This window comes from Streptomyces sp. NPDC048275 (genome assembly GCF_040652275.1).
In the GTDB taxonomy this organism is placed as follows: Bacteria; Actinomycetota; Actinomycetes; order Streptomycetales; family Streptomycetaceae; genus Streptomyces.
Genome location: NZ_JBEZLR010000035.1, coordinates 1 through 22,922, shown reverse-complemented (window position 1 = coordinate 22,922; position 22,922 = coordinate 1). Strand labels below are relative to the sequence as shown.

Sequence of the window (22,922 nt, the reverse complement as noted above, 5' to 3'; positions counted from 1 at the left end):
GACAGGGCCGCGCCTTGAGGGGCGCGGCCCTGGTGTGATGGGTGGTGGGGAATTCAGGCGGTGGCTTCTGCCTCACGCTTGAGGAGTTCGACGTACTTCGCGATGTACTCAGGCGGCACGAGTCGACGTCGACCGATGCGAACGGTCTGGAGTCGTCCGAGCCGTATCTCCTCGTAGACCATCGAGCGGCCGATCCGGAGAGCCTTCGCGGCCTCTTCGGGCCGGTAGAGGAGTTGTTCAGCAGACGCAACGGCGGTGCTCATGCGGCGGTGCCTCCTCGGCAGGGAGTCAGGGGCGGTGGCCCCCTTCCTGTCAGGTCCGCTACTTCCGCTACCTCCGCTACCGCCCTGGTCAAGGGCATGATCGTGGTAGCGGATATGGGTAGCGGTAGCGGATGGAGCCGCTACCGGCCCCGGGATCGTGGCCGCGGGGCGGGTAGCGGACGGGCGGCGCGGTAGCGGATGCGGAGTGCCGATCCGCTACCGGTTTTAGGGTTCTGACCTGCCCGGTAGCGGAGGTAGCGGAAGTAGCGCACTTTCCGCAGGGGGAGGGCAGTAGCGTTGCCACGCGTCGTGAAGGTCGGACGCGTAATAGCCCTTCATGACGCTTCCGCCGGCCTTGATGTTGCGGGCCGCGATCGGTGCGTTGTCCGCGGTCATGTACTCACGCAGCATCCGTGAGAGGCCGCGGGCATCGAGCGGCTTGCCGCTCATGTCTGCCCACGGCGCCTCTTCGAGGCTGTGCAGCCTGTCGAGGATGGCGACGGTAGGCAGACGGTCGATGCCGTTGAACACGTAGTCGCGCAGGTCGATCAACAGGCGAATGCCGACGCTGCCCTTGTCGCTGGTCTTGGCCGCGTTCACCAGCTCGATGCACGCAGCGCGGGCCCGCTCCGGCCACGTGCCGCCCGCCGCGTCGGCCACGGCGAGCAGGGGCTCCCATACGTCCGCGGGCCGGTCGCTGATGCCGTCCGGCAGTTCCGGGAACACTCCGTCGACCAGGTGGCGGATGGACTGTGCCCAATTGGCGAGCCGGTCGCGCAGTTCGTGTCCTTCCTTCTCGTGGATGCGCTGCCGGAAGGGTTCGACCTGCTCGTTCGGTGCGCGGCGCCGCATGCGGACGATGACCGAGCGAGTCAAGATCGTGTCGGGCAGCGAGCCGAGCCCGGCGACCGCGACCCCGCAGAACGACGGGAACTCCTGTACCTGCTGATTGGAGCCGTCGCCCACGCAGCGCCACATGACTCCGGAGCGGCGATGTCCTGCGTTCAGGAATCCCCGGAGTTGTTCGTTCTCTCCGGCCTTGGGCCCGAAGACCGTATCGATCTCGTCGAACAGGATCGTCGGCCGTCCCTCCATTCCGGACACCGCACGGAACAGTGCGGACGCGGATGCGTTGACCGCCACCATCGGTTGCGGCACGAGGGTTTCCACGATCTCCAGAGCGCGGGACTTGCCCGACCCCGGCTCCGGCGACAGGAACGCGAGCCGCGGTGTGGAGTCGAAGCAGTCGAGCATGTGCGCGTGCGCATCCCACAGCGTCACGGCGACGTACGCGGCTTCGAGCGGGAAGATGTTGAAGCGTCGGTGGAAGGCTTCCACCTCATCGAGCAGTACGGAGCCGTCCATGACGGGTGCCGGCGAGTTGGCGCTCATGCCGCGTGCCTCCCTTCCTGGTTGGTGCGGAGCGGGCATACGTCGCGGTGGGCGGTGTGGTCTGCGATCAGGGCGTGCACCTTCGTGTGGCCGACGGCGCTGCGGTCCCTGCCGCACAGGCACTTCGAGGTGGCGGTAGGCACGGCGCCGCCCGGTGCGGAGATGCGCAGCCATGCGACCGGGTACCGCCCGTCTCCCTGCTGCGAGTCAGGGCCAACAGCAGAGCGGACGCCCTTGCGGGCGGCGCCGGTCGGCTCGCCCACGGCCGGACCGAGCGCGGCTTGTGCGGCGGCGCGCGGGCCGGACGGGAGAACGGGGAGGCTCTTCAGGAGGGGGCCAGAAGGGGTGCTCATGACGCCCTCCGGTGCTGGTTTCGGGCAATCGACCAGTTCAGACCGCTGCGAATGGTCGCCTCACAGGACCGCGGCGAGAGACCGGCCTGCTCCCCCGCCCACTGAAGAGCCTCTTCAACCTGCTCCCTGGGAAGGTCGCCCGACGCGATAAACCGCCCCAAGGCTCGCGCCGCCCGCAGCAACGTGGCGTTGCGCTCGCCCTCCGGTGCCGTTCGGACGCTCGCGGTTTCCGCGTTCAAGCCCGCTGCCGCGTAGCGAGAGGCTCGTACAGCCGTTGGTGCAGCCGTTAGTGCCCGCGAGGACTGACGGACCGTCAGGCGGGCGCACAGCCAATCCGGCAGCGGTGCGGGCGGCACGTCGTTGACGATCGCGTACGCGCCCGCGCTGGTGAGGCTTCCGGGCGCGACGACGTAGCCGCCCCATGCCCGGGTGTCTATGCGCTTGCCGAGACGTCCAGCCGTGTTGCCGAGCCGGACACCGGGCGGCGCCGCGAAGTACAGGTGGATCCCGCCGCCCGCGGTCCGCACCGTACGCGTGGTGGGGACGGCATGCCCGGCGCGCTCGCAGAGCGCTGTGAAGGTCGTCATGCCGTTAGGCGTGTCCGTACTGCACTTGCGCTTGGGCATGTCGAGGTCGACGACGACCAGCCCGGACGGGCCGGTCGCAATGCCGACGTTGAACGGGAGGTCGCCCCATGCCCGGCGGATGCGGTCCGGGTCGATCGTGGCGCGCTCTTCCCACTTCCGGTGACCGCCGGCGCAGTCTCCGATGCCGGGGCAGACGTCCTCACCGTGCAGGGCGGGGCGCTTGTCACTGGGGCGAAGGGGCAGGACTGCCCAACCTCGCTCCGCAGCGTCCAGCGCGGCGTACAGGAGGTGGCGGTTCATGCGGCCACCTCCAATCCGCTCGATGGGGTGGCAAGGGCCGGACGGCTCTCGCCGAATGCCGGTCGTTGGGTCATGCTTGAGGTCTCCTTGTTCTGTTGGAGGGACAGGAGAACCGGGGCGGGCGCAGGCTTGTGGTGAGACGGCGCCCGCCTCGGGCGTAGCTAGCCGCGGAAGTGGTTGCGCTTGAAGACGGCCTTGCGGATGTGGAACGTGTTGCCGCCGCTGTGGCCGCTCGCGCTGAAGACCTGCACGGCGACCCAACCGCCAAAGATGACGGCGGCGAGAGTGATGAGCTGGGTGATGAGCGCTGTCAGCGCGGTGATGAACGCGGTGAGCAGGAACAGACCGCCGCAGACGGCGCCGAACCCGATGCCTCCGAGGGCGATGTTCACCGCCGCGCGGGAGACAGGCGGCTTGCCCGCGACGGGTCCGGGCTTGGCGGGCTCGAGGGAGTAGCCGGTGACGACGCGGCCGTCCGGTAGGACGATGCTCGTCACCGTCGGGATCGCGCCCTGCTGCATGGGCACGAGCGGTGCGGACGGCACGGGGGCGAGCGGAATGGGCCGGTGGACTTCCACGGTCGCCTCACAGTGGCCGGGTACGAGGGGCTTGACGGGTTCGTTCACGACGGGTCCTCCTGTCAGGTGCCGAGCGATGCAAGGAAGTGAGCGAACGCCCGGACCAAGTCACGGACCGGGCCGTCGGCGCCGGTCCCGGCGGTGAAGAAACCGAAGAGGAACAGAACCACCGCGGCGCCCGCGCCGGTCGCCTTGGTCTTGACGGCAACGAAGGCGGCGATACCGAACAGCAGCACCGCCGAGAAGGTGAGAATCATCGGGAGGCCTCCGGACGGGGGCCGTCGGTGCCGGCGCGGTAGACGCGGGCCCAGCGGTTGTAGAGCCAGCGGCCGACGCGTATGCGCTTGCCGGTCGCCTTGCAGCGGCGGCAGTCCTTCCCGCGCTTCATGCGGCCCTTGCGGTCGGTCTTCATCCGGAAGCCCCATCCGCTGCACTTGCGGCAGTTGCCGAACGGGGAGGCGGCACACACAGCGATGTAACACAGTGTCACGCCAAGCATGAGGGTGATAGCGAGCAGGGCAGGGGTCATCACGGGCCCTTCCAGGCGGGTTTCAGGGGTTTCCGCAGGTGGGCCGCTATCCGCTAGCGGCCAGATCAGAGCAGGTTTGGGGCGCTAGCGGGGCCGCTAACGTTAGCGGTGTGTGCCGCTAGCGCTAGCGGCCCCGGACGGTCATCCCGCGTCGCGGCTTCCGTCACGCTCCGCAATCGAAGCCACGATGTGGGAGCGGTCGACACCGCGCCGGTTGACGACCTTGCCGTCCACACGGCGGCCCACCTGGACAGTGGAGACGCCGTGGGGCTTCAGGGCCGCGGCCAGTGCCTCCGGCGCCCATCCGTCGTAGACGTCGGCCCGCAGTTCGGCGAGTCGGGACACGACGGTCTCGGACCACACCTTGGGCTCATCGGCGGGGATGACTGCGAGGATGTCGGCAAGCAGGTCGTACGACGTACTCGCGTCCGCCTCCGGCTCTTCCCCGAGCGCGTGCCCGGACAGTGTGCCGGCGGCTTCGCGCAACTTGCGGGCACGGGCGGCGATGCTCTCCGCGCTTGGCGCGTCCACATACACCGAGCCGACGATCCGGGCGTCCGACCCTTCACCGACGAAGTAGTGAATGCCCTTGTCACCCCAAGAGAACATGGTCGCGCGGACGCCCCGCTTGTAAGCGGACGTACCGAGCACCATGTCGTTCTCCAACTGCCCCATGACCTTGAGGCAGAACCGAGCCGACGCGTTGGCGGAAATGCCCGTGGGCAGCGCCTTCGCGTCCGGCCGCTGCGTGGCGAGCAGCAGCACGATCCCGGTCGCGGGACCACGTTTGACCAGGTCAGTGCAGATCTCTTCGAGTTCCTTGCCGTACTTCTCGTGCTCGAACCAGACCTGGCACTCATCCACCCCGACCACGATCGGGTGCAGCCCCAACGACTTCTTGTTGGCCAGTTCGGACGTCACCTTGGACTCGGGGCAGATGTCCCGCGGCAGCGAGCGGATCACCTTTGCCCTGCGCCTCAGTTCCTCGCGCAGCGCGCGCAGGTCGCGCAGCGCGTACTCGATGTCCTCCTCTTCGTCGCCGGCGCGGTGGCGGTGGGCGACGCGCTCGCCAACCGGGTCCAGGTCGCCGGTGCCCTTGAGGTCGTACGTGTGCAGTTCCGCCCGCGGGTCCAACGCGGCGATGAGCAGCAGCAGACGAAGCAGGAAGGTCTTGCCCATGCGCGGAATCGCGCCGATGACGGCCGCGATGTACATGAGCGTGATCTCGACCCAGCGTCCGCGCTGGTCAGTGCCGAACGCGACCGGCTTGAACAGGTCCGTACTGCCTGACTTCAGCAGCGGCCACGCAGGCTTCTTGGCCTTGGACATGTCCTGATCCCCGACCCACAGCACCAGGTGCCCCGTGTGCTGGTCGGGCACTGCCTCCGGCCACACGCAGCCCAGCGGGCGGCGCAGGCCGGAAGCGAGCCGCTCGCGCCGCTCGATGATGTCCGTGACCGTGACGCCGTACGGGAGGTTGCCCTCCGCACGCCAGCCCGGACCGTCGCGAGTGATCGGGGCGGTGAACTCGAACCCGTCGCGACCCTTGCCCTGCGCCTGGTTGATGGCGGGGATGCCGAGCGAGCCGAGCGACCGCAGCACGATGTCTGAGGTGAGCTTGACCGCCTTGGGCAGTTCCACCGCGCGGTGGATGACCGGGGCGTCCGCACGGCGGCCGGCGACCCCGAGCGCCATGACGACCGCGCCCACCGACACCGCCTGAAGCCAGTCGGGGGCGAGCACGTACAGGGCGAGCGCGGCACCGAGCCCGGTGAACATGGCGAGCACTGTCACGAGGGCGCGCAGTCGGACCCGTCCGTCGCGCTGCCGCGACAGCTTCAGGTACTCGGCCGCGTCCTCGCGCCGGACCGCGGCGAGTCGAACCGGCTCGCCCTCACGGTCGGCCGCCCACCGCATCGTGCCGCCGACGAACTTCGCGGCACCGGAGGGTGCTTGGAGAGTCAGGCGCGCGGCGTAGACCGGGGAGCGAAGCGCGTGGTAGCCGACCGAGTGGGCATAGTGGCGGGCCACCCACGCCGCGGCGGTCTTCAGTTCCGCCACGGACTTCAGCCACAGCGGAACGACCGGCCGGCGCTGTGCGGCGAGCAGCCGACCGAGGTAGCCCGGACCGGCCGCCTTGGCGGTCGGAAGGTCGACCAACCGGCGTGCGGTCGGGTCGCCCGACTCGCCACCCGACCGGTCCGGCACGGAGTCGGCCGACGGGTCGGAGTCGGGTCGGGCGGTCGGGTCGGCCGACTGGTCGCGGGCCGACCGTGCCTTGTCGAGGTCGACTACCTCGCCCCCGGAGTCGGCCGCCATGTCGGCTTCGAGGCGGTGGAAGAGTTCGTTCTCGTCGTCGGGGTGCTTCACTGAAGGTTCCTTCCAATGGGAGGCAGGGCGGGGTCCGGCCGTCGCTGTAGGAGGTGGGCGGACGGACCCCGCACGGCGGTGCTACGGGGGGTGGCATGGGGAAATCTGAGTCCAAGACGCGGCCGTGCGAGTGGTGCGGCAAGCCGGTGCAGCAGCCAGAAAGCCGCTGGCGAAGGCGGCGTTTTTGCAGCAAGGCACACCGCCGCAGGAACCGAATCGCGGAAGCTGTCTGGGAGTTCCTGGACATCTGGTAGGTCACGCAGCGCGCTGTTCCTCGGGATAGGCGCAGGGCACGCACGTGCCGAGCGAGGTAGGGATGACGTATCCGGCGTCCTGACGGCAGGCCGGACAGGTTCGGCGAGCGCGCATCGCCTTGGCAAGCGCGGCCCGTTTGCCCGGTGTCATCGGCCGGACGGGCTTGGCGCGGTCGACGCGGTAGAGGTAGGCGACCAGCGGGCCGCGCCTGTAGCGCGGGCGCATGATCTGTGCCGCGATCGACTGCCCGCCGGGACGTAAGCCGCGGGACCGTAACTGCCGTTTGGTGGCGAGTCCGTCAGGGGCGTAGCGCCACGGGTAGGTGGGCAGTCCGTACGTCGCGCCGGTCGGGTCGAAGCACTTGCCGTACATCACGCAGCCTCAGCCGCTGTGCCGTCGCCGTCCGAGTCGGCAACGGAGTGCAGCGGGCGGCCGTCGGCGCGCTCGGTCTGCAACTGGTCGCGCAGCTTGCGAGCGTTGGCCTGCGAGACGTGCACGGCAGTACGGATGCGATCCGCCGTCAGCTCCGAGTCGGCCCACTCTGCGGTAGCCGTGCGCGCTTCGGTGAGTAGTTCCTCGAAGGTGCGTTGCGGCTTGGCCTTGGCTTTGGAGTTCGTCTGCCGGCGCGGGCGCGGCTTGGGGTCGGCCGGAGGTACCGGCGGGGGCACGGCGGGCGCCTCCTGCTCGGAGGTAGGGGCCAGTTCGCCCATGCGCAGCATCACGCGCTCGCGCCGCGGGGTCTTCGAGCGCCACTTGCGGCCGTACCGCTCGCGCAGGTCCGCACTGGCCAACTGCCGTTCCTTCTCCCGCGTCAGTGCCTCCGAGTAGGAGGTGACCTCCCACAGCGTCATGCGGCGCCACAGGGCGAACGTCGACGGGAACGCGAGCAGCCATCGAGAGAACCGGATCTTTTCCATGCGTCGACCGGTGGCCGCGCCGATTCGTGCCGCGTAGATGTGCGCGCCGATCTCGGAGAACACCACCCACAGCAGCGGCATGGTGCCGTGCGCGACCTTGGCCCACATGCCCTGTCCGGCCGCAACGTTCAGCCCGCACGTGATGAGCGTGAGCACCCAAGGCACGAACCGGACCCACGCAAGAGCCATGTCCATCCGGATCAACAGCAGGTTGGCCACGGTGAACACCGGAATGGCCACGTCGATACCGACCGGCAGCATCCACGGCTCGCCGAATCCCCAGCGGGCCGCAGCCGCCGACACGGCGTCGAAGGAGGAAATGAGACCGAGCGCACCGACTCCGGCCGCGGCAAGCGCGGCGACTCCGGCGAGACCCATCTCCGGCCTGGTCAGCGGCGGCACCCCGGACGGGGGCGCCGCAAGGGCGGTCGGTGTGGCGGTCATGCCGCTTCACCACCCTGGGAGGCTCGGAGCTGTGCGTTCATCAGCTCTGCCTGAACGTCGGCCACCTGTCCGGCGACGATCTGCTCGTAGACGGCCTGGCTCTCCAGGAACATGCGGTCGTCGAAGTTCAGGTCATCGCTCATGCCGCCGCTCCCTTCCGTACGGAGCGGCGGCGGCCGGCGAACCGAACCAGGGGGATGACGTCGAACAACTCGGGGTGCGCCTCGACAACCTCGGCCGCGATGCGGACCAGGTCGTCGGGCATCTCGGGGTGCTCAGCGAGGATGTCGCGCGCCGCGTCCAGGCGGGCCGCGCGCTCTTCGTCGCTCTCGCCCTCGACCCCGAGCCACAGCTCAACCGGGGTACCGAGCGCGAGTTCCGCGAAGTCCTCGGCGGATACGGCCTGTTGACGGCCGATGTACGTGCGCATGGAAGGCTCCTGAAGTGGGAGGGACATAGAGCCGGAGCAGCCGCAGGCGTTTGGTGAGACGGCGGCTTTTCCGGAAGAACCCGAGCCGCAGCGCGGCAGGGGAAAGCGCCCCCGGACCGAGTCGAACGGTCCGTGCGACCATCGGGGCGGTAGAGCGATCAGCGGTTGCGGACGCGGCCGGAGACGCTGTCGGCGGACACGTTCAGGTGGCGGGCGCCGGATACCTCGACATCGCCGGAGATGCTGTGGGCGCTGACGTGCCCGGCGGCGCCGCTGGTGGCCTGTACCTCGACATCCCCAGAGGTGGTGTTCAGGGCGGCGCTGCGACCGTCGTACAGCCGGACCTTGATGTCGCCGGACACCGAGTGCGCGTTGATCTGCTCGGTGGCCCGACCGACGCGGATATCCCCTGAGGTGGTGTTGGCTCGCAGCTCACGGACGCCATCAACTCCGAGGTCACCGGAGACGGAGCGAAACTCCATACGGTCGACGTAGCCGTAGACCTCGGTGTCCGCAGACTGCGAGACGACCGCAAGGGAGGACTGCGCGGGCAGGTTGACCGTCACTTCGATCGGGCTGACGGTCGGCATGTCGGCCATGCCGCCAGAGACCACACGACCGTTGATCCGGACCGTGCCGCCAACGACGTTCATGCTGCGGACGCTCTGAATGACGGTGCCGCGGCGACCCTGCACAATCACGCCGTTCGGCATCTCCGGTACCTCGATGCCGAACGCCTGCCCGTTCTGCTGACTGCGAGCACGGTTGATCGCGTCGGCCGCGGGCCCCGTGTTGTCGTCGGTGCGCAGCACCACGCGGGCGGTGAGCAGGTTCTCGATCACCTGGACACGGACGCTGCCGACCGGCAGCGACAGTCCCAGCACGATCGGACCGGAGGTCTCGGAGTCGAAAATGCGCTCGGTCATGGGTAAGCCCCCAAAGGCTTGTTGGAGTGGGACACGACGTGCGCGAACAGGCGGAACGGCCGCGGCAGTGAAGTGGTGAGACGCGGCCGTCCCGCAGAGCCATCACGCTGCAAAGCGGCGGGACGGCGGAAGTTGAGGTGGTGCGTGTCTCCTTCATCGCGACCGCGCTCCCGTGTCAGGTAGAGCTGTCCGGCCTCGAAGTAGGCGTATGGAGACGTGACCTTTCGGTCTGAGCCCTCCGGTGAATGCCAAGGCGCCGGGTCGCCTCCCCCCGTCCGATGCGGGGCTCCTGGTCGTGCGGTCTTGCAGTTCAAGCGCTTACGGGTGCAGTCGACTGAGCCCTTCCGGGCTTGCCGTACTAACTTGTAACAGCATGTACTAGCACGCACCATGGCGCAAGAGGTCGCCACAGACTCGTGCTAGGTCGTACTAGGGGTGGGTACGCTCGATGGCGTGATGAGCGCTGAAATCTCGAAAGACGACCCAAGGCCAGAGTCCGAGCAGGCGGCCGACATCCTGCGGCAAGAGATCCTGCGTGGTGACATCAAGCCCGGAGGGCATGTGGGCTCCGTGCGAGACTTGACCGAACGGTTCAAGATCTCGGGAATGACAGTGCAGCGGGCCCTTGCGATCCTCCGTGAGGACGGGCTCATCATGACGACGTCGCGGGGCAGCTATGCCCGCGACCCGGAGCAGGCCGGCGAAGGCAGCGGAACCGACGCGATTGTCGACGTTCCCGAAGTGCTGCGCCGGCTCGAACATCTCACCTCCCAAGTCTCGGAACTTCGCGGCAGGGTCGAAGCTCTCGAAAATCGCTCCGAACCGGGTGGTGCGTGATCTGCAACCAGCATGCGTGGAACGGGAGTTGTGAGGTAAGTGACAGCCAGGGGACGGCAGAGCAGGGGAGGGGACATGCCCGGTGACACCCCCCTGTCACCTTCCCTGTCCCCCCGGCTCGCGCGCGAGACTCGGAGCAGGTACTCGGAGGAGGGCGCATGACCGACGACAGGCCCGCATGGGCGCGACGCATCGCGGCTGAACGCGCGGCGCGCGACTGGTCGCAACGTGACGCAGTCAGGGCTCTGCGGGCGCACGCTCCAACGGAGCTGCCGGCGGAAGACAGCATGATCCGCCAGTGGAAGCGCTGGGAGTCCGGCCAGACACCGAACGACTTCTACCAACCGATCATCGCGGCCACGTTCGGCACCGTGACACACGCGCTCTTCCCCGCGCCCTCACGGCGCGACGGGGACAGCGAAATTCTGGCAGCGTCCGGCATGGAGACGCTTGAGATCGTGAGCCGTCTCAACAGGTCCGACGTCGACAGCTCCACGCTCGATGCTCTGCGGATCACGGCGGACCGGCTCAGCTCGGAGTATCCGTTCATGCCGAGCGAACAGCTCCTTATCGAGGGCCGCCAGTGGCTCCGCCGGGTCGTCGACCTGCATAAGAAGAGCCTCACGCTCGCGCAGCACCGCGAGGTGCTCGCACTGTCCGGTTGGCTTGCGCTACTGGTCGGCTGTGTCGAGTACGACACGGGCGACCGCCACGCGGCCGAGTCGACGCGACAGGCCGCGCTTTCGCTCGCGAGCGAGGCGGGCCATGCAGAGGTCGCCGGGTGGGCACACGAGATGCGGGCATGGTTCGCCCTCACGACTGGCGACTACCGCGGTGTTATCGCGGCGGCACGGGCCGGAGCGGAGACGGCAGCACACCATGGCGTGGCCGTGCAGCTCGCTGCCCAGGAAGCCAAGGCATGGGCCCGGCTCGGAGACCGCAGGCAAGTCGAGGTGGCCTTGGACAAGGGGCGGCGAATCCTTGAAGGAATGCCGTACCCGGAGAACTTGGACAACCACTTCGTGGTGGACCCGGCCAAGTTCGACTTCTACGCGATGGACTGCTACCGCCTGGTCGGTGAGGACAAGCTCGCGCGCACGCTCGCCGAAGAGGTGCTGAGGGCAGGAACGGACTTCGACGGCATCGAGCGCTCGCCCATGCGCAACGCTGAAGCCCGCGTCACGCTGGGCGTCACGGCGGCGCGTGAAGGCGACTTGGAACAGGCACTCCTCATGGGTGAGCGGGCCCTCGAAGGTGACCGGCAGTCGGTGCCGTCGCTCATCATGACCAGCCGCGAACTCGCTGCAGAGATGCGGCGCCGGTACAGCTCCGAACCGGCGGCACAGGACTACCTCGGACGGCTTCACTCGCTCGCTGAGCAGAAGCCCGGATTCATGCCCCGATGAACGGGCTAGTCAGTCGTTGTGGACGTCCGAACGAAGACGTCCACAACGACTGCGAACATCGGCTTTAGGCAGGTGCGCGCGAGATAAACCGAGGAACAGCCCTCAGGCTGTCGGCCCGTATTGCCATCCGCGCTTCTCAGCTTTGTCACGCAAGAGACTCGCGCGCTTCTTTTGCTGCTTGGGGCTCGCAACAGCCTTGAAGTCAACAAAGGCATGCGCCGGAGGGCGCTCTTCGCCGTCGTCAACTTGAGAGTCATCAACAGCTCTGAGATCTACCTCTTGAACCTCTGCAACGTCGACGCAATAAACGCCAACCGACTTCAAACCCAGCGTTTCGGTGTGATGCTGATGAGATTCTTCGGGACTAACGAGCGAAGCTCTAGTTACAGATACCTCGCCTGAATCCTTCGGAGTGGGACTGAATAGTTGACTGGTGACTCGACCTTCATGAATCCAGATCGGGTGAACTTGACGCCAAAGCCTCTCTTCCTGATCCGTTATCTCGATCTCACCAGGTCGAAGGTTCGAGCCATCAGTCGGCATACTTTGTGATCCCCCCGATCACGAACTCTGTAATCTCACTCAGCTGTCGCCAGTGAAACGTCTTATCATCCTCTTGATCATCCGACTTTGAGAATGCGTAAGCTTCGACTTTCCCATCCGCCGTGACAGTCAGCGTTACTTCCCCTGCCGTGTAGGGCCACTCAAGCTGAACGCCACCATCTTCCGTCGGGTAGATGTAAGGGCGCTGAACTTGCTCATCGAGAAATTCGAGTAGAAGCGACTCAACCTCGCGGAGGACTTTTCTACTCACCTGCCGCCCAACCCCGTCTAGCCATCCCGCCTCAAGGTCATGCAGCTCACTCAGGCGATCAGACCAATCAGCCGGTAGCACGGGTTCGACGGAAAGAACATCCTGGATCTCGATGATCTCTTCATCCATCGACTGAATAGCCACAGCACTGATGGCCACGGTTGGCGCCATTGTCGAGCGATCGACATACTGCCTTAGATCCGCGACGATGTCATCCGAAGAAAAACGCCCAAGAATTGCCCGCTCACCCCGAGTCAGACGGAATTCAAAGGTGCCCCTATCCGCACTAACGCCGGTAACTTGCCCGTAGACGAGTGTCTCGATCTCGAATCTTTCGAGACGCGCCTGTTCCTGAATCTGGCGGCGAACTGACTGCGAGTAAATTACGGCCTTAGGAGTCTCACTATCGAACTCAATGAACTCGTCACCTCGCAGAGTCCTCCCGAAACTGGAAAACTCACGCAACGCGTGCGGAGGGAAGTTCCGAGGGATACCGGACCCCGCCTGAATCGAACGTAGTGCATCCTGAATTACCATCCTGGCTTCTTCAAAGATGCCCGCATCGCGATCGTCAAAGAGTGCATCTGCGTCGACGACTGTTCGCTCTAGAACGGGAATGACACTGCCAGGTTGAATATCGGACAGCCGAAGTGAAAAAGATGAGGCGAAACCCCTGGGTACGCGTTGTCGCGTCGCATGGCGCTGCTTGTAGAGACCTCGGGCCACGTCCACAACCAAGCGCTCATACCTAGCGAACTCTGCCAGGACTTCAACGGGCAGGCCCGGTTGCTCGTAACGCCCGCCTCGCAAGCGCCAAGATCCAAAAGTGCGACTCTCCGTGCCCATGCCCCCCACCCTACTGAGCCAGCGCCAGAACCCCGGGTGTGTACTCCAGCGCAGATCAATTTTGCTCTGTCGCAACGTCAGAAGCAATCGAACAACGTCATCGCAGTCACATGCTCGCTCTGCCCTACAACCACTCGCATGTGCGTTACGCGGTCACTGCCCCGGGATCAAGAGCTGACCAGCCAAGACGCCCCCATGCGGCCGACGATCCAGGGGGCCAAACGGGGGGCCAAACACGGCAGCCTCACGAAGACAGCCGCGGACAATAATGGACTGTGCCGGAGTCGAACGAGCAGGTCGGTGACCGCCGACGCAAGGTCACGTAGGCCCCTGATCGCGTTCGGGACGAAGAGGTCGTGGGTTCAAATCCCGCCACCCCGACAGCTAAGTAGCAGGTCAGAGGGCCCTCACCGAATCGGTGAGGGCCCTCTGTCGTTGCTGCGTGTCTATCTGAGTGACTAGCGCTCCGGGTCGCGCTTGAAGATGCCGTCCATGACGACGGCACCGGTCTGAATCACGGGCCGGATCTGCTTCCGGTAGACCTCCTCGGTCACGGCCGTACCCGAGTGCCCGACGAGCCGGGAGATCTCCTCCAGAGGGACACCCCGGTCGGAGAGCAGCGACACGAAGCTTGGCCGGAGCTCCCGAGGCGTCCACTCGTCGGCGTTGATCCCCTCGGCGTCTTTGAAGACATGCCTCCGGCGGGGGCGCTCAGGCTCCAGGATGGCGGGGGCGCCGTTCGCGAGTGCCGGCCGTGAGTGGTGGGTGCAGAAGGCGCATGATGCTGGAGCGTTGAGGAACCGGAAGGTTCCGCACATGCGTCATCGCCAGACAACGTCAGGCGACTACATCAAGAAGGCAGGGCATGGAACCGGATCCCTCGATATGGGAGTTGCTGATCACGTTCCTCGTCGCGGGGATCACCGCCATTCTGACGATGTCGTTGATCGTGTTCCCAATCATCGGGGTCGGGATCTGGACTGTGTCGCGAGTGCGCCGCCGACGTAGCCGCGACCGTTAGTCCAGCACGCTGATGGATACCTGACATAGAGAGAGCCTCCGACCGATGTTGCTGGTCAGAGGTTCTCAGCCACTGCGGTGGGTATGGGATTTGAACCCACGGTGACTCGCGCCATGACGGTTTTCAAGATTGCTCAAGCGGGTTGACTCGACCATTGAAACTCCACCGACCTCACGTGATTTCGGTCCACGGGCCGGTGGTCTCGTCTTTTGGAATCCAGAGCAGTGGTTGCCCCGTGCGGCAACGCTCGTCCGCTCCCTCTTCCCAAGGGAACCGCCCGGCCTTGTCCGGCCAGAACAACTGCGTGATTGGCAGTGGCGGGGTCTGGTAGAAGTCGATGCCTGCGCCGAAGAAGTCGTGGTACCAGCTGGGGTGCACGGGCCAGACGGCCACGTCGTAGCCGCTGAGGACGTCTCCCCGGCGCTGGTCGGGCTCGAGTGGGTTGCCATCCCGTATCGCTGCCCCAGCGGCGTTCGCTACGCGCATCGCGGCCTGCGACGGCAGGCCGAACACGCTTACCTCGGGGCTACGCAGTGTGTGCCAGAGGCCGATGGAGTAGCCCCAATCGCCGGGGGCATCACCGCCGGCCACGCCCATGACGTGCCAGCCGAAGTCCGCGACGCTCTTGGCTATGCGGCTGTCGCGTTCCTCCGACACGGGGCCGCCCCATTCCGTCGGGGCGCAGAGGAGGCAGAAGCAAGGGGCGTCGTCCATCCGAGGAGAGTAGGCCTGCTCGCACACGGGGCCGTCTCCCGGGGTAGGCGTACAGCAGCGAATACCGCAACCCCAGCAGCCGCCCCCGACCGGTAGCGTCCCTCCGGGGCCGTGGAGCGACCGGAATGACTGTCGCTGACCGATCCGGCTAGAGCTACGGATCAGAACGCTTCCGACATCTACGGCTGACATCAACGACGCCAGACGAAGGCGTACGCCAGCGTCTCTGTCCGGCCGCCACACCAGTCGCCGACGCCAGCCAAAGCGGCCTCGGATCGAACTCCTAATGCGGTGGTCTGCGAGGGGCGCTGTCGTTCGGCTGGCAGACTGGCCGCTTGCCGTGGGGACTTCGGAGGGGGGCGTGATGAGCAGGCGCGCGAAAGGGTGGCTGATCAGCGGTTGGCTCGTGCTGGTTGTCGTCAGCTGGTCGTTCACGGAGTCGATCAACGATGGGATTGAGCCAACGTCGGGTCCCCGGCCGGAACCGTCGTCATCGAGTTCTTCTTCGGGATGTTCGGCGCCGACGCCGACACCGTCGGCCGACACGGAGCGCGACGTTATCGCCTACGCCGACGCGGAGCCCGATGTCGTTGTCACAGCGGTCGTCTGCAAGACGTCAGACTGACGCCGTGACCCCGATGAGACGTGGACGGCCCTTGTCCTCGCGCCAGAGGTGAGTGTCTAACTGCGTGACAACGCGGACGCACAGCGGCGGACAACCACGCACACCTGCGGACCATCGCAGCAGGTGAGCGGCAGACCGGCCCAAGGTGGAACGTCCAGGCGAGGTGCTTCGGGACGAAGAGGTCGTGGGTTCACATCCCGCCACCCCGACAGGGAAGTACCAGGCCAGGAGCCTGATTCGCATGAGAGAGCCGGGCCTGGCCCGGCCGAGGTCTTGCAGCCAACGCGCGGGCTGAACCATGAATGGTGTCCCGCCGGCTTCCTGGCCGGCTCAAACAGCCGAGACACGCACACGTTGACGAGTCCCGGCTGTCCCCGGCTTGCTTCAGGCTGTGACGCCGCTTCCCCGTCACAGCCACCCTCTCAGAAGCCCTGGCCGACGGGCGGCGCGGCACTTCTCCACCGACGGCCCGGGTCCGCAGGTCAGTTGGTGAAGTAGATGTACTTCCAGGAGCTGTAGGTGGTGGAGTTGACGTTGTCTCCGGAGGAGTCGTTGATGTAGGCCGACCGGACCCGGACGCGGAGGCCTGCCTCGTCGGATGCACCGAGGTCGATGACGCTCTTGCCGTCGGCGCCCAGCTCGAAGAACTCCTCGTAACCGCGGTGCCACGCGCCCTGGTAGTAGACGTCGATGTCCAGCCGGTGGCTGCGGCCCGGGTAGGCGCTCATCGTGGTGGTGAACAGCGGGCCGGTGTTCTTTCGGTACCAGTAGTACGTCGAGGAGTTGGTGCTGACCTTGCCGGTCTTGTAGTACTTCGTCAGCGAGGTGGAGACGCTCACCTTGGCGTACGCGGTGACCTTGACCGACTTCGGGGCGGTGCGGGCGTCACCGGCGAAGACCGCGGTGACGGTGGTGTCCCGCTTCATGTCCACCACGGCGGAGACGTTTCCGCTGGAGTTGACGGTCGCCTTCTTCACCAGGACGTTGGGCTTGTCCGAGCCATAGGGGTTGGCCCAGATCTCCACCGTGCGGCTCTTGTAGGTGGTGCCCAGGTGTGCGGTGAAGGTGACGTCCTGACCGTAGGAGTACACCTTGCCGCTGTTGTTCAGGCTCAGCGTGGTGGCGGTCCGGGAGACGGCCACCGTGTCCGAGCTGGAGGCCGGGGCACGGGTCGCGTCGCCCGCGTAGGAGACGGTGTACTTCACGTCGCCGCCGGCAGGCGGGGTGTCGGTGAAGGAGAAGGTGCCGTCCGCCTTGGTCTTCACCGAGGCCAGCGCCTTGCCGGAGGGCGACTCCAGGTCCGTGCGCTTGACGGTGAGTGCCGTGCCGGCCGGCAGCGCCTCGGCGTTGGCGACCTTGCCGGTGACGGTCAGTGACTTGGCACGGGTGGCGGTGGCGGGCGCGCTCACCGTCACCGTGGTGGCGCTGCGGGAGACGGCCACGGTCCGCGTGGCGGACGCCGGAGCGTGGCCGGCGTCACCCGCGTAGGAGACGGTGTACTTTGCGTCGCCCTCAACCGACGGGGTGTCGGTGAAGGAGAACGATCCGTCCTCGCCGGTCGTCACCGGGGCCAGCGCCTTGCCCGACGGCGACTCCGCATCGGTACGGGTGACCGTCAGCGACGTCCCGGCCGGCAGCGCATCACCACCGCTGACCTTCCCGGTGACGGTCAGCGGCTTACCGGGAGCAACCGAGGAAGGCGCGCTCACCGTCACCGTGGTGGCGGCCTTGGTCGGCGCGTTCAGCGTGTTGAGGCGGTACGTGCTGCCGCTCTCGGTGACCGCGAAGAGGTGGTTGCCGTCCGGCTCCCAGGCCAGGCCGTCCGGAACCAGGGTGCCGGTGCCGGTGTCGGCGAATTCGTACTTTCGGACCGGCTGGGTGGTACCGGGCTTGAAGATGTAGACGTCCGGCTCGTACGAGCCGTCGATGCCCGCGGCGACGGTGCCGTCCGCGGCGATGTCGACGGCGTTCGGGTAGGCGTCGGTCGGGTAGCTGCCGACTTCCTTCAGGTCGGTGGTGGACAGCACCTGGTGCTTGTAGGGCGCGCCGCTGGCCGTGACGACCTGGTTGCCGTCGGGGGTCACCGCGAGGTCGCGCAGGTTGCTGCCGGCCTGGCCCTGGGCGATGAGTCTGGGCGCGCCGGTGCCGGAGACGTCATAGGTCGCCACGGCGGAGGGGCTGAGGCCCGGCACACCCGCGGCCAGCACACCGGGCGCGGCCGGGTTGGACTCCAGCAGGGGCGCGTAGTACCAGCGGCTGCCGCTGTCCTGGGCCACGGCGAGGACAGGATCCGGGCCCGAGAGGTCGAGGGAGCCGATGTCCCCGTGCGTCGTCGTGCCGTAGCCGAACCACAGCTTCCCGCCGGCGCGGGCGAGGGTCCTCGGGGCGTCGGCAGTACCGGTCGAGTAGCGCGCGGACTCGGTGAGGCCGGCCGTGTCGATCGCCGCGATCTCGTCGCTGCCCGCGACGGCCACGTACAGCGTCTGCGAGTCGGCCGAGAGTTCCAGGCCGTCGGCCTCCGGCAGCGAGCCGAGCGTCCCGACGACGTTGCCGCTGTAGTCGGTGGCGACGACCTTGCCGCCGACCCGGTCGCTGACGAAGACGCGCTGGTGCACGCTGTCCACGACGATGTCGGCGACGGAGGCGACGGGCAGGACGGCGTTGCCGTCGGCGTGGGCGGCCGTGGCCTCGAGGCCCGTCAGCGCCATGGAACTGAAGAGGACGGCGAGTGCCGTCGCGGTGGAGATTCTGCGGTTGCGCAAGGTGGTTCAAACCTCATGAGCCGTGGGAGGCCGCGCGTCACCGGAGGTTGGAAGGCACCGGGCGCGGCATGTTCCGGATGCCTATGACACGGGTGTGACAACGGAGCCGTCGGAATGGTTGTGCGCGGGAAGAAGAGATTCCGGGGCCTCTCCCACGGCGATGCCCACAAAGCCATCCCCCTGCACGAAGCCACCCTCTCGCGCCCCTGGAGTCAGGCATATCCGCAGGAGATCGCCAAACCGGTGCTGCGCGCGCGGACGTTCGCGGCGCCGTGCAAGCGCGAACGCATGCCGTATGTCAGGGCCTGCGGCCGCCGTTCGGGTCACCCGAGGCAGCCCTTCAGGTGATTGCCGGGCGCCTCATGAGCCAGGCAGCCGTCGCAGGGGTACGAAGTCTCAGCGAAGGACGATCCCAGAACGCCGTGAGGAGCTTGGCGATGTACGCAGCAGTCCGGCGGTACGAAGGGGTGACCGATTCGGCCGAGGCGGCACGTCTCGTGAACGAGGGGTTCGTGTCGCTCATGCGCCAGGTCTCCGGCTTCGTGGCCTACTACTGGATCGATGCCGGGGACGGAGTGATGGTCTCGACCAGCGTCTTCCAGGACCAGGCCGGTGCCGAGGAATCGATCTCCAGGGCTGCGGACTTCGTACGGGACAACCTTGCGTCACTGCTCCCCAACCCTCCCCAGGTCATGGCCGGCGAGGTGGTGGCTTCCGCATGACAGCGGTCGGACCAGCCACGTGAGATGGCCTCCAGGGCTGTATCGGCCTGCAGTGCCCACCTGGTCGCCCGTCAGAGCAGTTCTTCGATCCAAGATTTTGGCGATACCCATAGTTATCGCAACTCACAGTGCGTTCAGACCTGCTGAAGCAGCGATCGCCACCTCTGCCCAGACCGTCTTGCCCACGGGGTGACGAGGTGTCGAGCCCCAGCGCACGGCCAGGACATCCACCAGGAGCAGGCCTCGACCCGACTCGCCGTCGGGGTACGACGAGGGCGGAGCGGCAGGCGGCCGTTTCGCGGTGGCGGCGTCGGCGACCTCGATCCGCACCAGGCCCGCCACCTCGTCGAGGCCGAGCCTGAGACGGAAGTCGCGGCCCGGGACGTGGCCGTGCTGGACGGCGTTCGCGGCGAGTTCACCCACGACGAGGGCGACCGCGCACGACGCGTCCGACTCCGGCGGGTATCCCCACTCCTCCATGCGCCACACGGCGCCGCGTCGGGCGAGCCTCGCACCTCGGGGCGACGAGGCGAACTGCGCTGCGAGTGGCGGGTGTTCGGTGGCCCCGCCGTCGAGCGCGACGGGTTCCGTCACGGGGGCTTCGGTGCCCCTTCGGGGGTCTTCGCCCGCGGTGGTCGTTCCTGTCAGCACAGCGTGACCGTCCTTGTCCGTCGAGTTCCGGGACGTGCCGCGATGTACGCGGGTCATCACGTTCCGTACTCAAGAGTCGTCGGGCGGCCCTACGCTCGGAAGGTGACACAGCCTTACTTTTCAGTCCGTAAGGAACGGAAGTGACGCCTTGGCCAACGGAATTGATCCCAGTACGTCGATGGCCGCGCTGTTCGGTTCACGGGTACGCAGACTCCGTACGGCGGCCGGACTGACCCAGGCCGAACTCGGCGACAGGACCCACGTGGTGAGCACCCGGATCACGCAGATCGAGCGGGCCTCCGGGGCGAAACCGACGCTGGCACTGGCACGGGCGCTCGACGCTGCCCTGGGCGCGGACAACTTGTTGGTCGAGCTGTGGCCGTATGTGTATCGGGAGGCGTTCCCGGACTGGTCGCGGGCGTTCATGGCGCATTCGGAGCGGGCGGTGGCCATCGGAGAGTACGCAGCGCATGTGGTGCCCGGCCTGCTCCAGACCGAGGAGTACGCGCGGGCCGTCCTGAGCGTCGGCCTCACCCTCAGCAGTGAGGCGCAGTTGGAGGAGAGGCTCACTGTACGCATGGGACGTCAGGAGCGGCTCGGCTCAGCTGATCGACCTGCACTGTGGGTCGTCCTCGACGAGGCGGTACTGAGGCGCCCGGTCGGTGGTCATGCAGTGATGCGTGGGCAGCTGGAGCGTCTGATCGAGGCCGCGGCGGAGCCTCATATCGACGTGCAGGTACTGCCGTTCGACCAAGGCGAGCACGACGCGATGGGAGGCTCGCTGACGATTCTCGCGCTGTCTGACGGCTCGGAAGTCGCCTACACGGAAGGCGCGCACTACGGCCAACTCATCGAGGATCCAGCCGAAGTCAGGAGGTTTTCCTTGACCTACGATCGGCTACGGGCGGCAGCCCTGCCCCCGCTCATGTCGCTCGACATGATCCGATCCGTGATGGAGGGCAACCACCGTGGAGCGAAGGTCCCGTCCCGATCTGAACGGCGCCGCGTGGCGCAAGAGCAGCTACAGCAATCAGGAGGGCGGCAACTGCGTGGAGGTGGCGGACGGGTTCCCCGGCCTCGTGCCCGTCCGTGACAACAAGGTCCCACACGGTCCCGCGCTGTCCTTCGAAGTCGGCTCCTGGGCAGCGTTCATAGGCGAGTTGAAGGCCGGTCAGCACCGCCTCTGAACCGGCCAGGTCCCGGTCACGGCCCGCCTTCCGGGTCCACCGGATCCTTGCCCGCGAGGGCCCGGCGGGCCGCTGACCTCCCAAAGAACCGGGGGAAAGAACTACCCGCCCACCCACCCTCCCGGCCCGTGTCACCCGTCCGAGTGACCGGCTTGCAGGTGCGGGATTCGGACGGTTACGTTCGCCGCGACAACCGCAAACAGATACGGCCCCCGGCCGGGACGGCAATCCCGATCGAGGGCCTGACCGATCAGGAAGCAACGACCTTCCCAATGGCTGACCCGCAGTCTAACGCGCGCCTGCGCGCCGACGCCGGAGCTCCGACCTCCGGCGTGATCCACGTACGCACCCGCCTCACGGCCGACTTCACCGTGATCTCGAACGCCCTCGCGCAGCGGCGCGGCAGCGCCGTCACGGTCGGCGTGGCGGTCTACATCCTCTCCCTGCCCACCGGCACCCCCGTGAGCATCGCCGCGTTGTGCGAGCACTTCACCGAGGGCGAGATCCTGATCTCGCGGGCGCTCAGAGAACTCGAAGAAGCCGGATACCTGGAACGCCGCCGCGAGCGACTGTCCACCGGGCAGATCCGTACCCGGACGTACTTCTACGACGTGCCCGGCGGTGATCCGGATCCGGACGGGCCTCCCGAGCCGCCGAAGCCGCGTCGGCCCCGAAAGCAGCCCGCCGCAGCGACGGCCACGCCTGCGTCCGCCACCGCGCAGGAAGCGGTGCACACACCCGCGCAGTCCGAGGCGGAGGCGCCGATCCCCCTCGCCGACGCGGCCCCACAGGCCGTCGCCGTACTCGCCGCGCTGCGCCGGATCGATCGACGGCTGATCCTGTCCGAGAAGGAGGCCGCCCGCCTGGCACCCGCCGTCGCCCAGTGGCTCGCGGCGGGTGTGGGAGCGTCCCAGATCACCGAGCTGCTCACCGCAGGGCTCCCCGACAACTTCCTTGCTCGTCCCGCAGCCATCCTCGCCTTCCGCCTACGAGAGACGCCCCTGCCCGCTCCACCCCCGTCGGCGCACCCCGTGGAACGTCCGGCAGCTGTCCTGCCCTTCCAGACCTGCGACGGCTGCGAGCGAGCCTTCCGCGCCTCCGCCCCCGGACACTGCCGCGACTGCCGATCCAGGGACTGTCTCCGTGCGGCCGGCTGAGCTGGTGGGTGGGTGTGCGGTGGGACCTCGGGTGGGAGGCTGGATATGCGACGATGCGAAACCCGGCATCAAGAGGAGGTGGGGCATGGTCGACAGGTTCAAGGACGGACTTCTGACGCCCACGGAGACCGCCTCCTACCTTGAGATTCCGCAGTCGACCCTCACCTCGTGGTTGAAGGGCAAGGCCGCCGGAGCGCCTCTGGTCCACCAGGTGGAGCCGGTACGGAAGGGACAGCCTTCGGTGCCTTTCATCGCGGTCGCCGAGGCGCACGTGCTTCGTTCCCTGCGCTCCTTGGGGCTCCGCATGAGCGAGATCAGGGAGGCGGCCGCCGCTGTACGGGACGCCTTCGACACCCCCTACGGGCTCGTGTCCAAGCGGATCGCGACGGACGGCGTGGACATCTTCATCGAGCACGGTTGGGGGGATCTCCGCAGAGCCCGCGACGGCCAGGTCCCCATCAAGGAGGTGGTCTCCGACTATCTCCGCTATCTCACCTGGGAGCCTGGCGACGACTTCCCCTCCAGCCTGCGGTTGAGGCAGTACCCGGACTCTGTCCCCGTCGTGATCGACCCGAGGTTCGGTCACGGTCTCCCCGTGGTGGCCGCCAACCGGGTCTCGGTCAAGGCCATCACCGACCTGTGGGAGGCCGGGGAATCCGTCGAGGACATCGCGTACGACTACGACATGACACCTGAGCAGGTGGATGCCCTCTGCCAAGCAGTGGTGCATCTTGCTTCCTAATGCTGTTGTCAACCGGCTGCGGAAGCTGGAAGCGTGACTTGGTAGCAGCGTCGGTCACGGATCAGGGCCCACAGGACGTTGACGCGTCGGCGGG

The 22,922-nt window shown here is 67.2% G+C and carries 24 protein-coding genes and 1 pseudogene; 7 read left to right on the top strand and 18 right to left on the bottom strand.

Annotated features, from left to right (window positions below):
• Positions 1-53: 53 nt before the first annotated feature.
• From AB0D57_RS21615 to AB0D57_RS21555, 13 genes are all read right to left on the bottom strand, one after another.
• Complete coding sequence (locus AB0D57_RS21615) at positions 54-263, bottom strand: helix-turn-helix domain-containing protein (RefSeq protein ID WP_362075104.1); 210 nt, start codon at positions 261-263, stop codon at positions 54-56.
• 225 nt (positions 264-488) lie between these two features.
• A complete protein-coding gene (locus tag AB0D57_RS21610; protein ID WP_362075101.1) occupies positions 489-1,655 on the bottom strand; it encodes a DUF3631 domain-containing protein in 1,167 nt (388 codons plus the stop codon).
• Entirely contained in the window at positions 1,652-2,008 is a 357-nt protein-coding gene (locus tag AB0D57_RS21605) for a hypothetical protein (protein WP_362075098.1), read from the bottom strand. The genes AB0D57_RS21610 and AB0D57_RS21605 overlap by 4 nt, the downstream gene beginning before the upstream one ends.
• A complete protein-coding gene (locus tag AB0D57_RS21600) occupies positions 2,005-2,895 on the bottom strand; it encodes a bifunctional DNA primase/polymerase (protein ID WP_362075095.1) in 891 nt (296 codons plus the stop codon). Before AB0D57_RS21600 ends, AB0D57_RS21605 begins: the two co-directional genes overlap by 4 nt.
• A gap of 161 nt (positions 2,896-3,056) precedes the next feature.
• Positions 3,057-3,521, bottom strand: coding sequence for a hypothetical protein (locus AB0D57_RS21595; protein ID WP_362075092.1), 465 nt, complete (start codon positions 3,519-3,521; stop codon positions 3,057-3,059).
• Between the two features lie 14 nt (positions 3,522-3,535).
• Positions 3,536-3,730, bottom strand: a complete 195-nt coding sequence (locus AB0D57_RS21590; RefSeq protein ID WP_362075089.1) for a hypothetical protein — start codon at positions 3,728-3,730, stop codon at positions 3,536-3,538.
• On the bottom strand, positions 3,727-4,002 hold the full coding sequence (locus AB0D57_RS21585; RefSeq protein ID WP_362075086.1) for a hypothetical protein: 276 nt from the start codon (positions 4,000-4,002) through the stop codon (positions 3,727-3,729). The genes AB0D57_RS21590 and AB0D57_RS21585 overlap by 4 nt, the downstream gene beginning before the upstream one ends.
• A gap of 141 nt (positions 4,003-4,143) precedes the next feature.
• Positions 4,144-6,372 carry a cell division protein FtsK gene (locus tag AB0D57_RS21580; RefSeq protein ID WP_362075083.1) on the bottom strand — a complete coding sequence of 743 codons (2,229 nt, stop codon included), beginning with the start codon at positions 6,370-6,372 and terminating at the stop codon, positions 4,144-4,146.
• Positions 6,373-6,627: 255 nt separating this feature from the next.
• Positions 6,628-6,999 (bottom strand): RRQRL motif-containing zinc-binding protein, encoded by a 372-nt coding sequence (locus AB0D57_RS21575; RefSeq protein WP_362075240.1) that lies wholly within the window; start codon positions 6,997-6,999, stop codon positions 6,628-6,630.
• Positions 6,999-7,988 (bottom strand): DUF2637 domain-containing protein, encoded by a 990-nt coding sequence (locus tag AB0D57_RS21570; RefSeq protein WP_362075080.1) that lies wholly within the window; start codon positions 7,986-7,988, stop codon positions 6,999-7,001. The genes AB0D57_RS21575 and AB0D57_RS21570 overlap by 1 nt, the downstream gene beginning before the upstream one ends.
• Positions 7,985-8,131, bottom strand: coding sequence for a hypothetical protein (locus AB0D57_RS21565; protein WP_362075077.1), 147 nt, complete (start codon positions 8,129-8,131; stop codon positions 7,985-7,987). Before AB0D57_RS21565 ends, AB0D57_RS21570 begins: the two co-directional genes overlap by 4 nt.
• On the bottom strand, positions 8,128-8,418 hold the full coding sequence (locus tag AB0D57_RS21560; RefSeq protein ID WP_362075074.1) for a hypothetical protein: 291 nt from the start codon (positions 8,416-8,418) through the stop codon (positions 8,128-8,130). Before AB0D57_RS21560 ends, AB0D57_RS21565 begins: the two co-directional genes overlap by 4 nt.
• Positions 8,419-8,576: 158 nt before the next feature.
• Complete coding sequence (locus AB0D57_RS21555) at positions 8,577-9,344, bottom strand: DUF4097 family beta strand repeat-containing protein (RefSeq protein ID WP_362075071.1); 768 nt, start codon at positions 9,342-9,344, stop codon at positions 8,577-8,579.
• Positions 9,345-9,800: 456 nt separating this feature from the next.
• Between AB0D57_RS21555 and AB0D57_RS21550 the strand changes: the two genes are divergently transcribed.
• Both AB0D57_RS21550 and AB0D57_RS21545 read left to right on the top strand, forming a co-directional pair.
• Complete coding sequence (locus tag AB0D57_RS21550) at positions 9,801-10,181, top strand: GntR family transcriptional regulator (protein WP_362075237.1); 381 nt, start codon at positions 9,801-9,803, stop codon at positions 10,179-10,181.
• A 158-nt stretch (positions 10,182-10,339) separates the two neighbouring features.
• On the top strand, positions 10,340-11,587 hold the full coding sequence (locus tag AB0D57_RS21545) for an XRE family transcriptional regulator (protein WP_362075068.1): 1,248 nt from the start codon (positions 10,340-10,342) through the stop codon (positions 11,585-11,587).
• A 532-nt stretch (positions 11,588-12,119) separates the two neighbouring features.
• Here AB0D57_RS21545 and AB0D57_RS21540 read toward each other — a convergent pair.
• The 4 genes and pseudogenes from AB0D57_RS21540 to AB0D57_RS21525 all read right to left on the bottom strand — a co-directional run bounded on the left by AB0D57_RS21540 (position 12,120) and on the right by AB0D57_RS21525 (position 18,369).
• Positions 12,120-13,247, bottom strand: coding sequence for a hypothetical protein (locus AB0D57_RS21540; RefSeq protein ID WP_362075065.1), 1,128 nt, complete (start codon positions 13,245-13,247; stop codon positions 12,120-12,122).
• A gap of 458 nt (positions 13,248-13,705) precedes the next feature.
• A pseudogene (locus tag AB0D57_RS21535) lies at positions 13,706-13,933 on the bottom strand (site-specific integrase); the annotation flags it as partial.
• Positions 13,934-14,439: 506 nt separating this feature from the next.
• Entirely contained in the window at positions 14,440-14,982 is a 543-nt protein-coding gene (locus AB0D57_RS21530) for a DUF4262 domain-containing protein (protein ID WP_362075062.1), read from the bottom strand.
• Between the two features lie 1,107 nt (positions 14,983-16,089).
• Entirely contained in the window at positions 16,090-18,369 is a 2,280-nt protein-coding gene (locus tag AB0D57_RS21525) for an Ig-like domain repeat protein (protein ID WP_362075059.1), read from the bottom strand.
• A 437-nt stretch (positions 18,370-18,806) separates the two neighbouring features.
• On the opposite strand from AB0D57_RS21525, the gene AB0D57_RS21520 reads away from it, so the two are divergent.
• Entirely contained in the window at positions 18,807-19,091 is a 285-nt protein-coding gene (locus AB0D57_RS21520) for a hypothetical protein (protein WP_362075056.1), read from the top strand.
• 123 nt (positions 19,092-19,214) lie between these two features.
• Here AB0D57_RS21520 and AB0D57_RS21515 read toward each other — a convergent pair whose 3' ends face one another.
• Entirely contained in the window at positions 19,215-19,742 is a 528-nt protein-coding gene (locus tag AB0D57_RS21515; protein WP_362075053.1) for an ATP-binding protein, read from the bottom strand.
• Between the two features lie 178 nt (positions 19,743-19,920).
• Here AB0D57_RS21515 and AB0D57_RS21510 point away from each other — a divergent pair, with 178 nt between their 5' ends.
• The 4 genes from AB0D57_RS21510 (at position 19,921) to AB0D57_RS21495 (ending at position 22,828) form a co-directional block, all read left to right on the top strand.
• Positions 19,921-20,835, top strand: coding sequence for a helix-turn-helix transcriptional regulator (locus AB0D57_RS21510; protein WP_362075234.1), 915 nt, complete (start codon positions 19,921-19,923; stop codon positions 20,833-20,835).
• The gene (locus tag AB0D57_RS21505) at positions 20,792-20,929 is read left to right on the top strand and encodes a DUF397 domain-containing protein (protein WP_362075050.1); all 138 of its coding nucleotides are present in this window, start codon (positions 20,792-20,794) and stop codon (positions 20,927-20,929) included. Before AB0D57_RS21510 ends, AB0D57_RS21505 begins: the two co-directional genes overlap by 44 nt.
• A 272-nt stretch (positions 20,930-21,201) precedes the next feature.
• Entirely contained in the window at positions 21,202-22,086 is an 885-nt protein-coding gene (locus tag AB0D57_RS21500) for a hypothetical protein (protein WP_362075047.1), read from the top strand.
• Positions 22,087-22,171: 85 nt separating this feature from the next.
• Positions 22,172-22,828, top strand: a complete 657-nt coding sequence (locus AB0D57_RS21495; protein WP_362075044.1) for a DUF433 domain-containing protein — start codon at positions 22,172-22,174, stop codon at positions 22,826-22,828.
• Positions 22,829-22,922 lie beyond the last annotated feature (94 nt).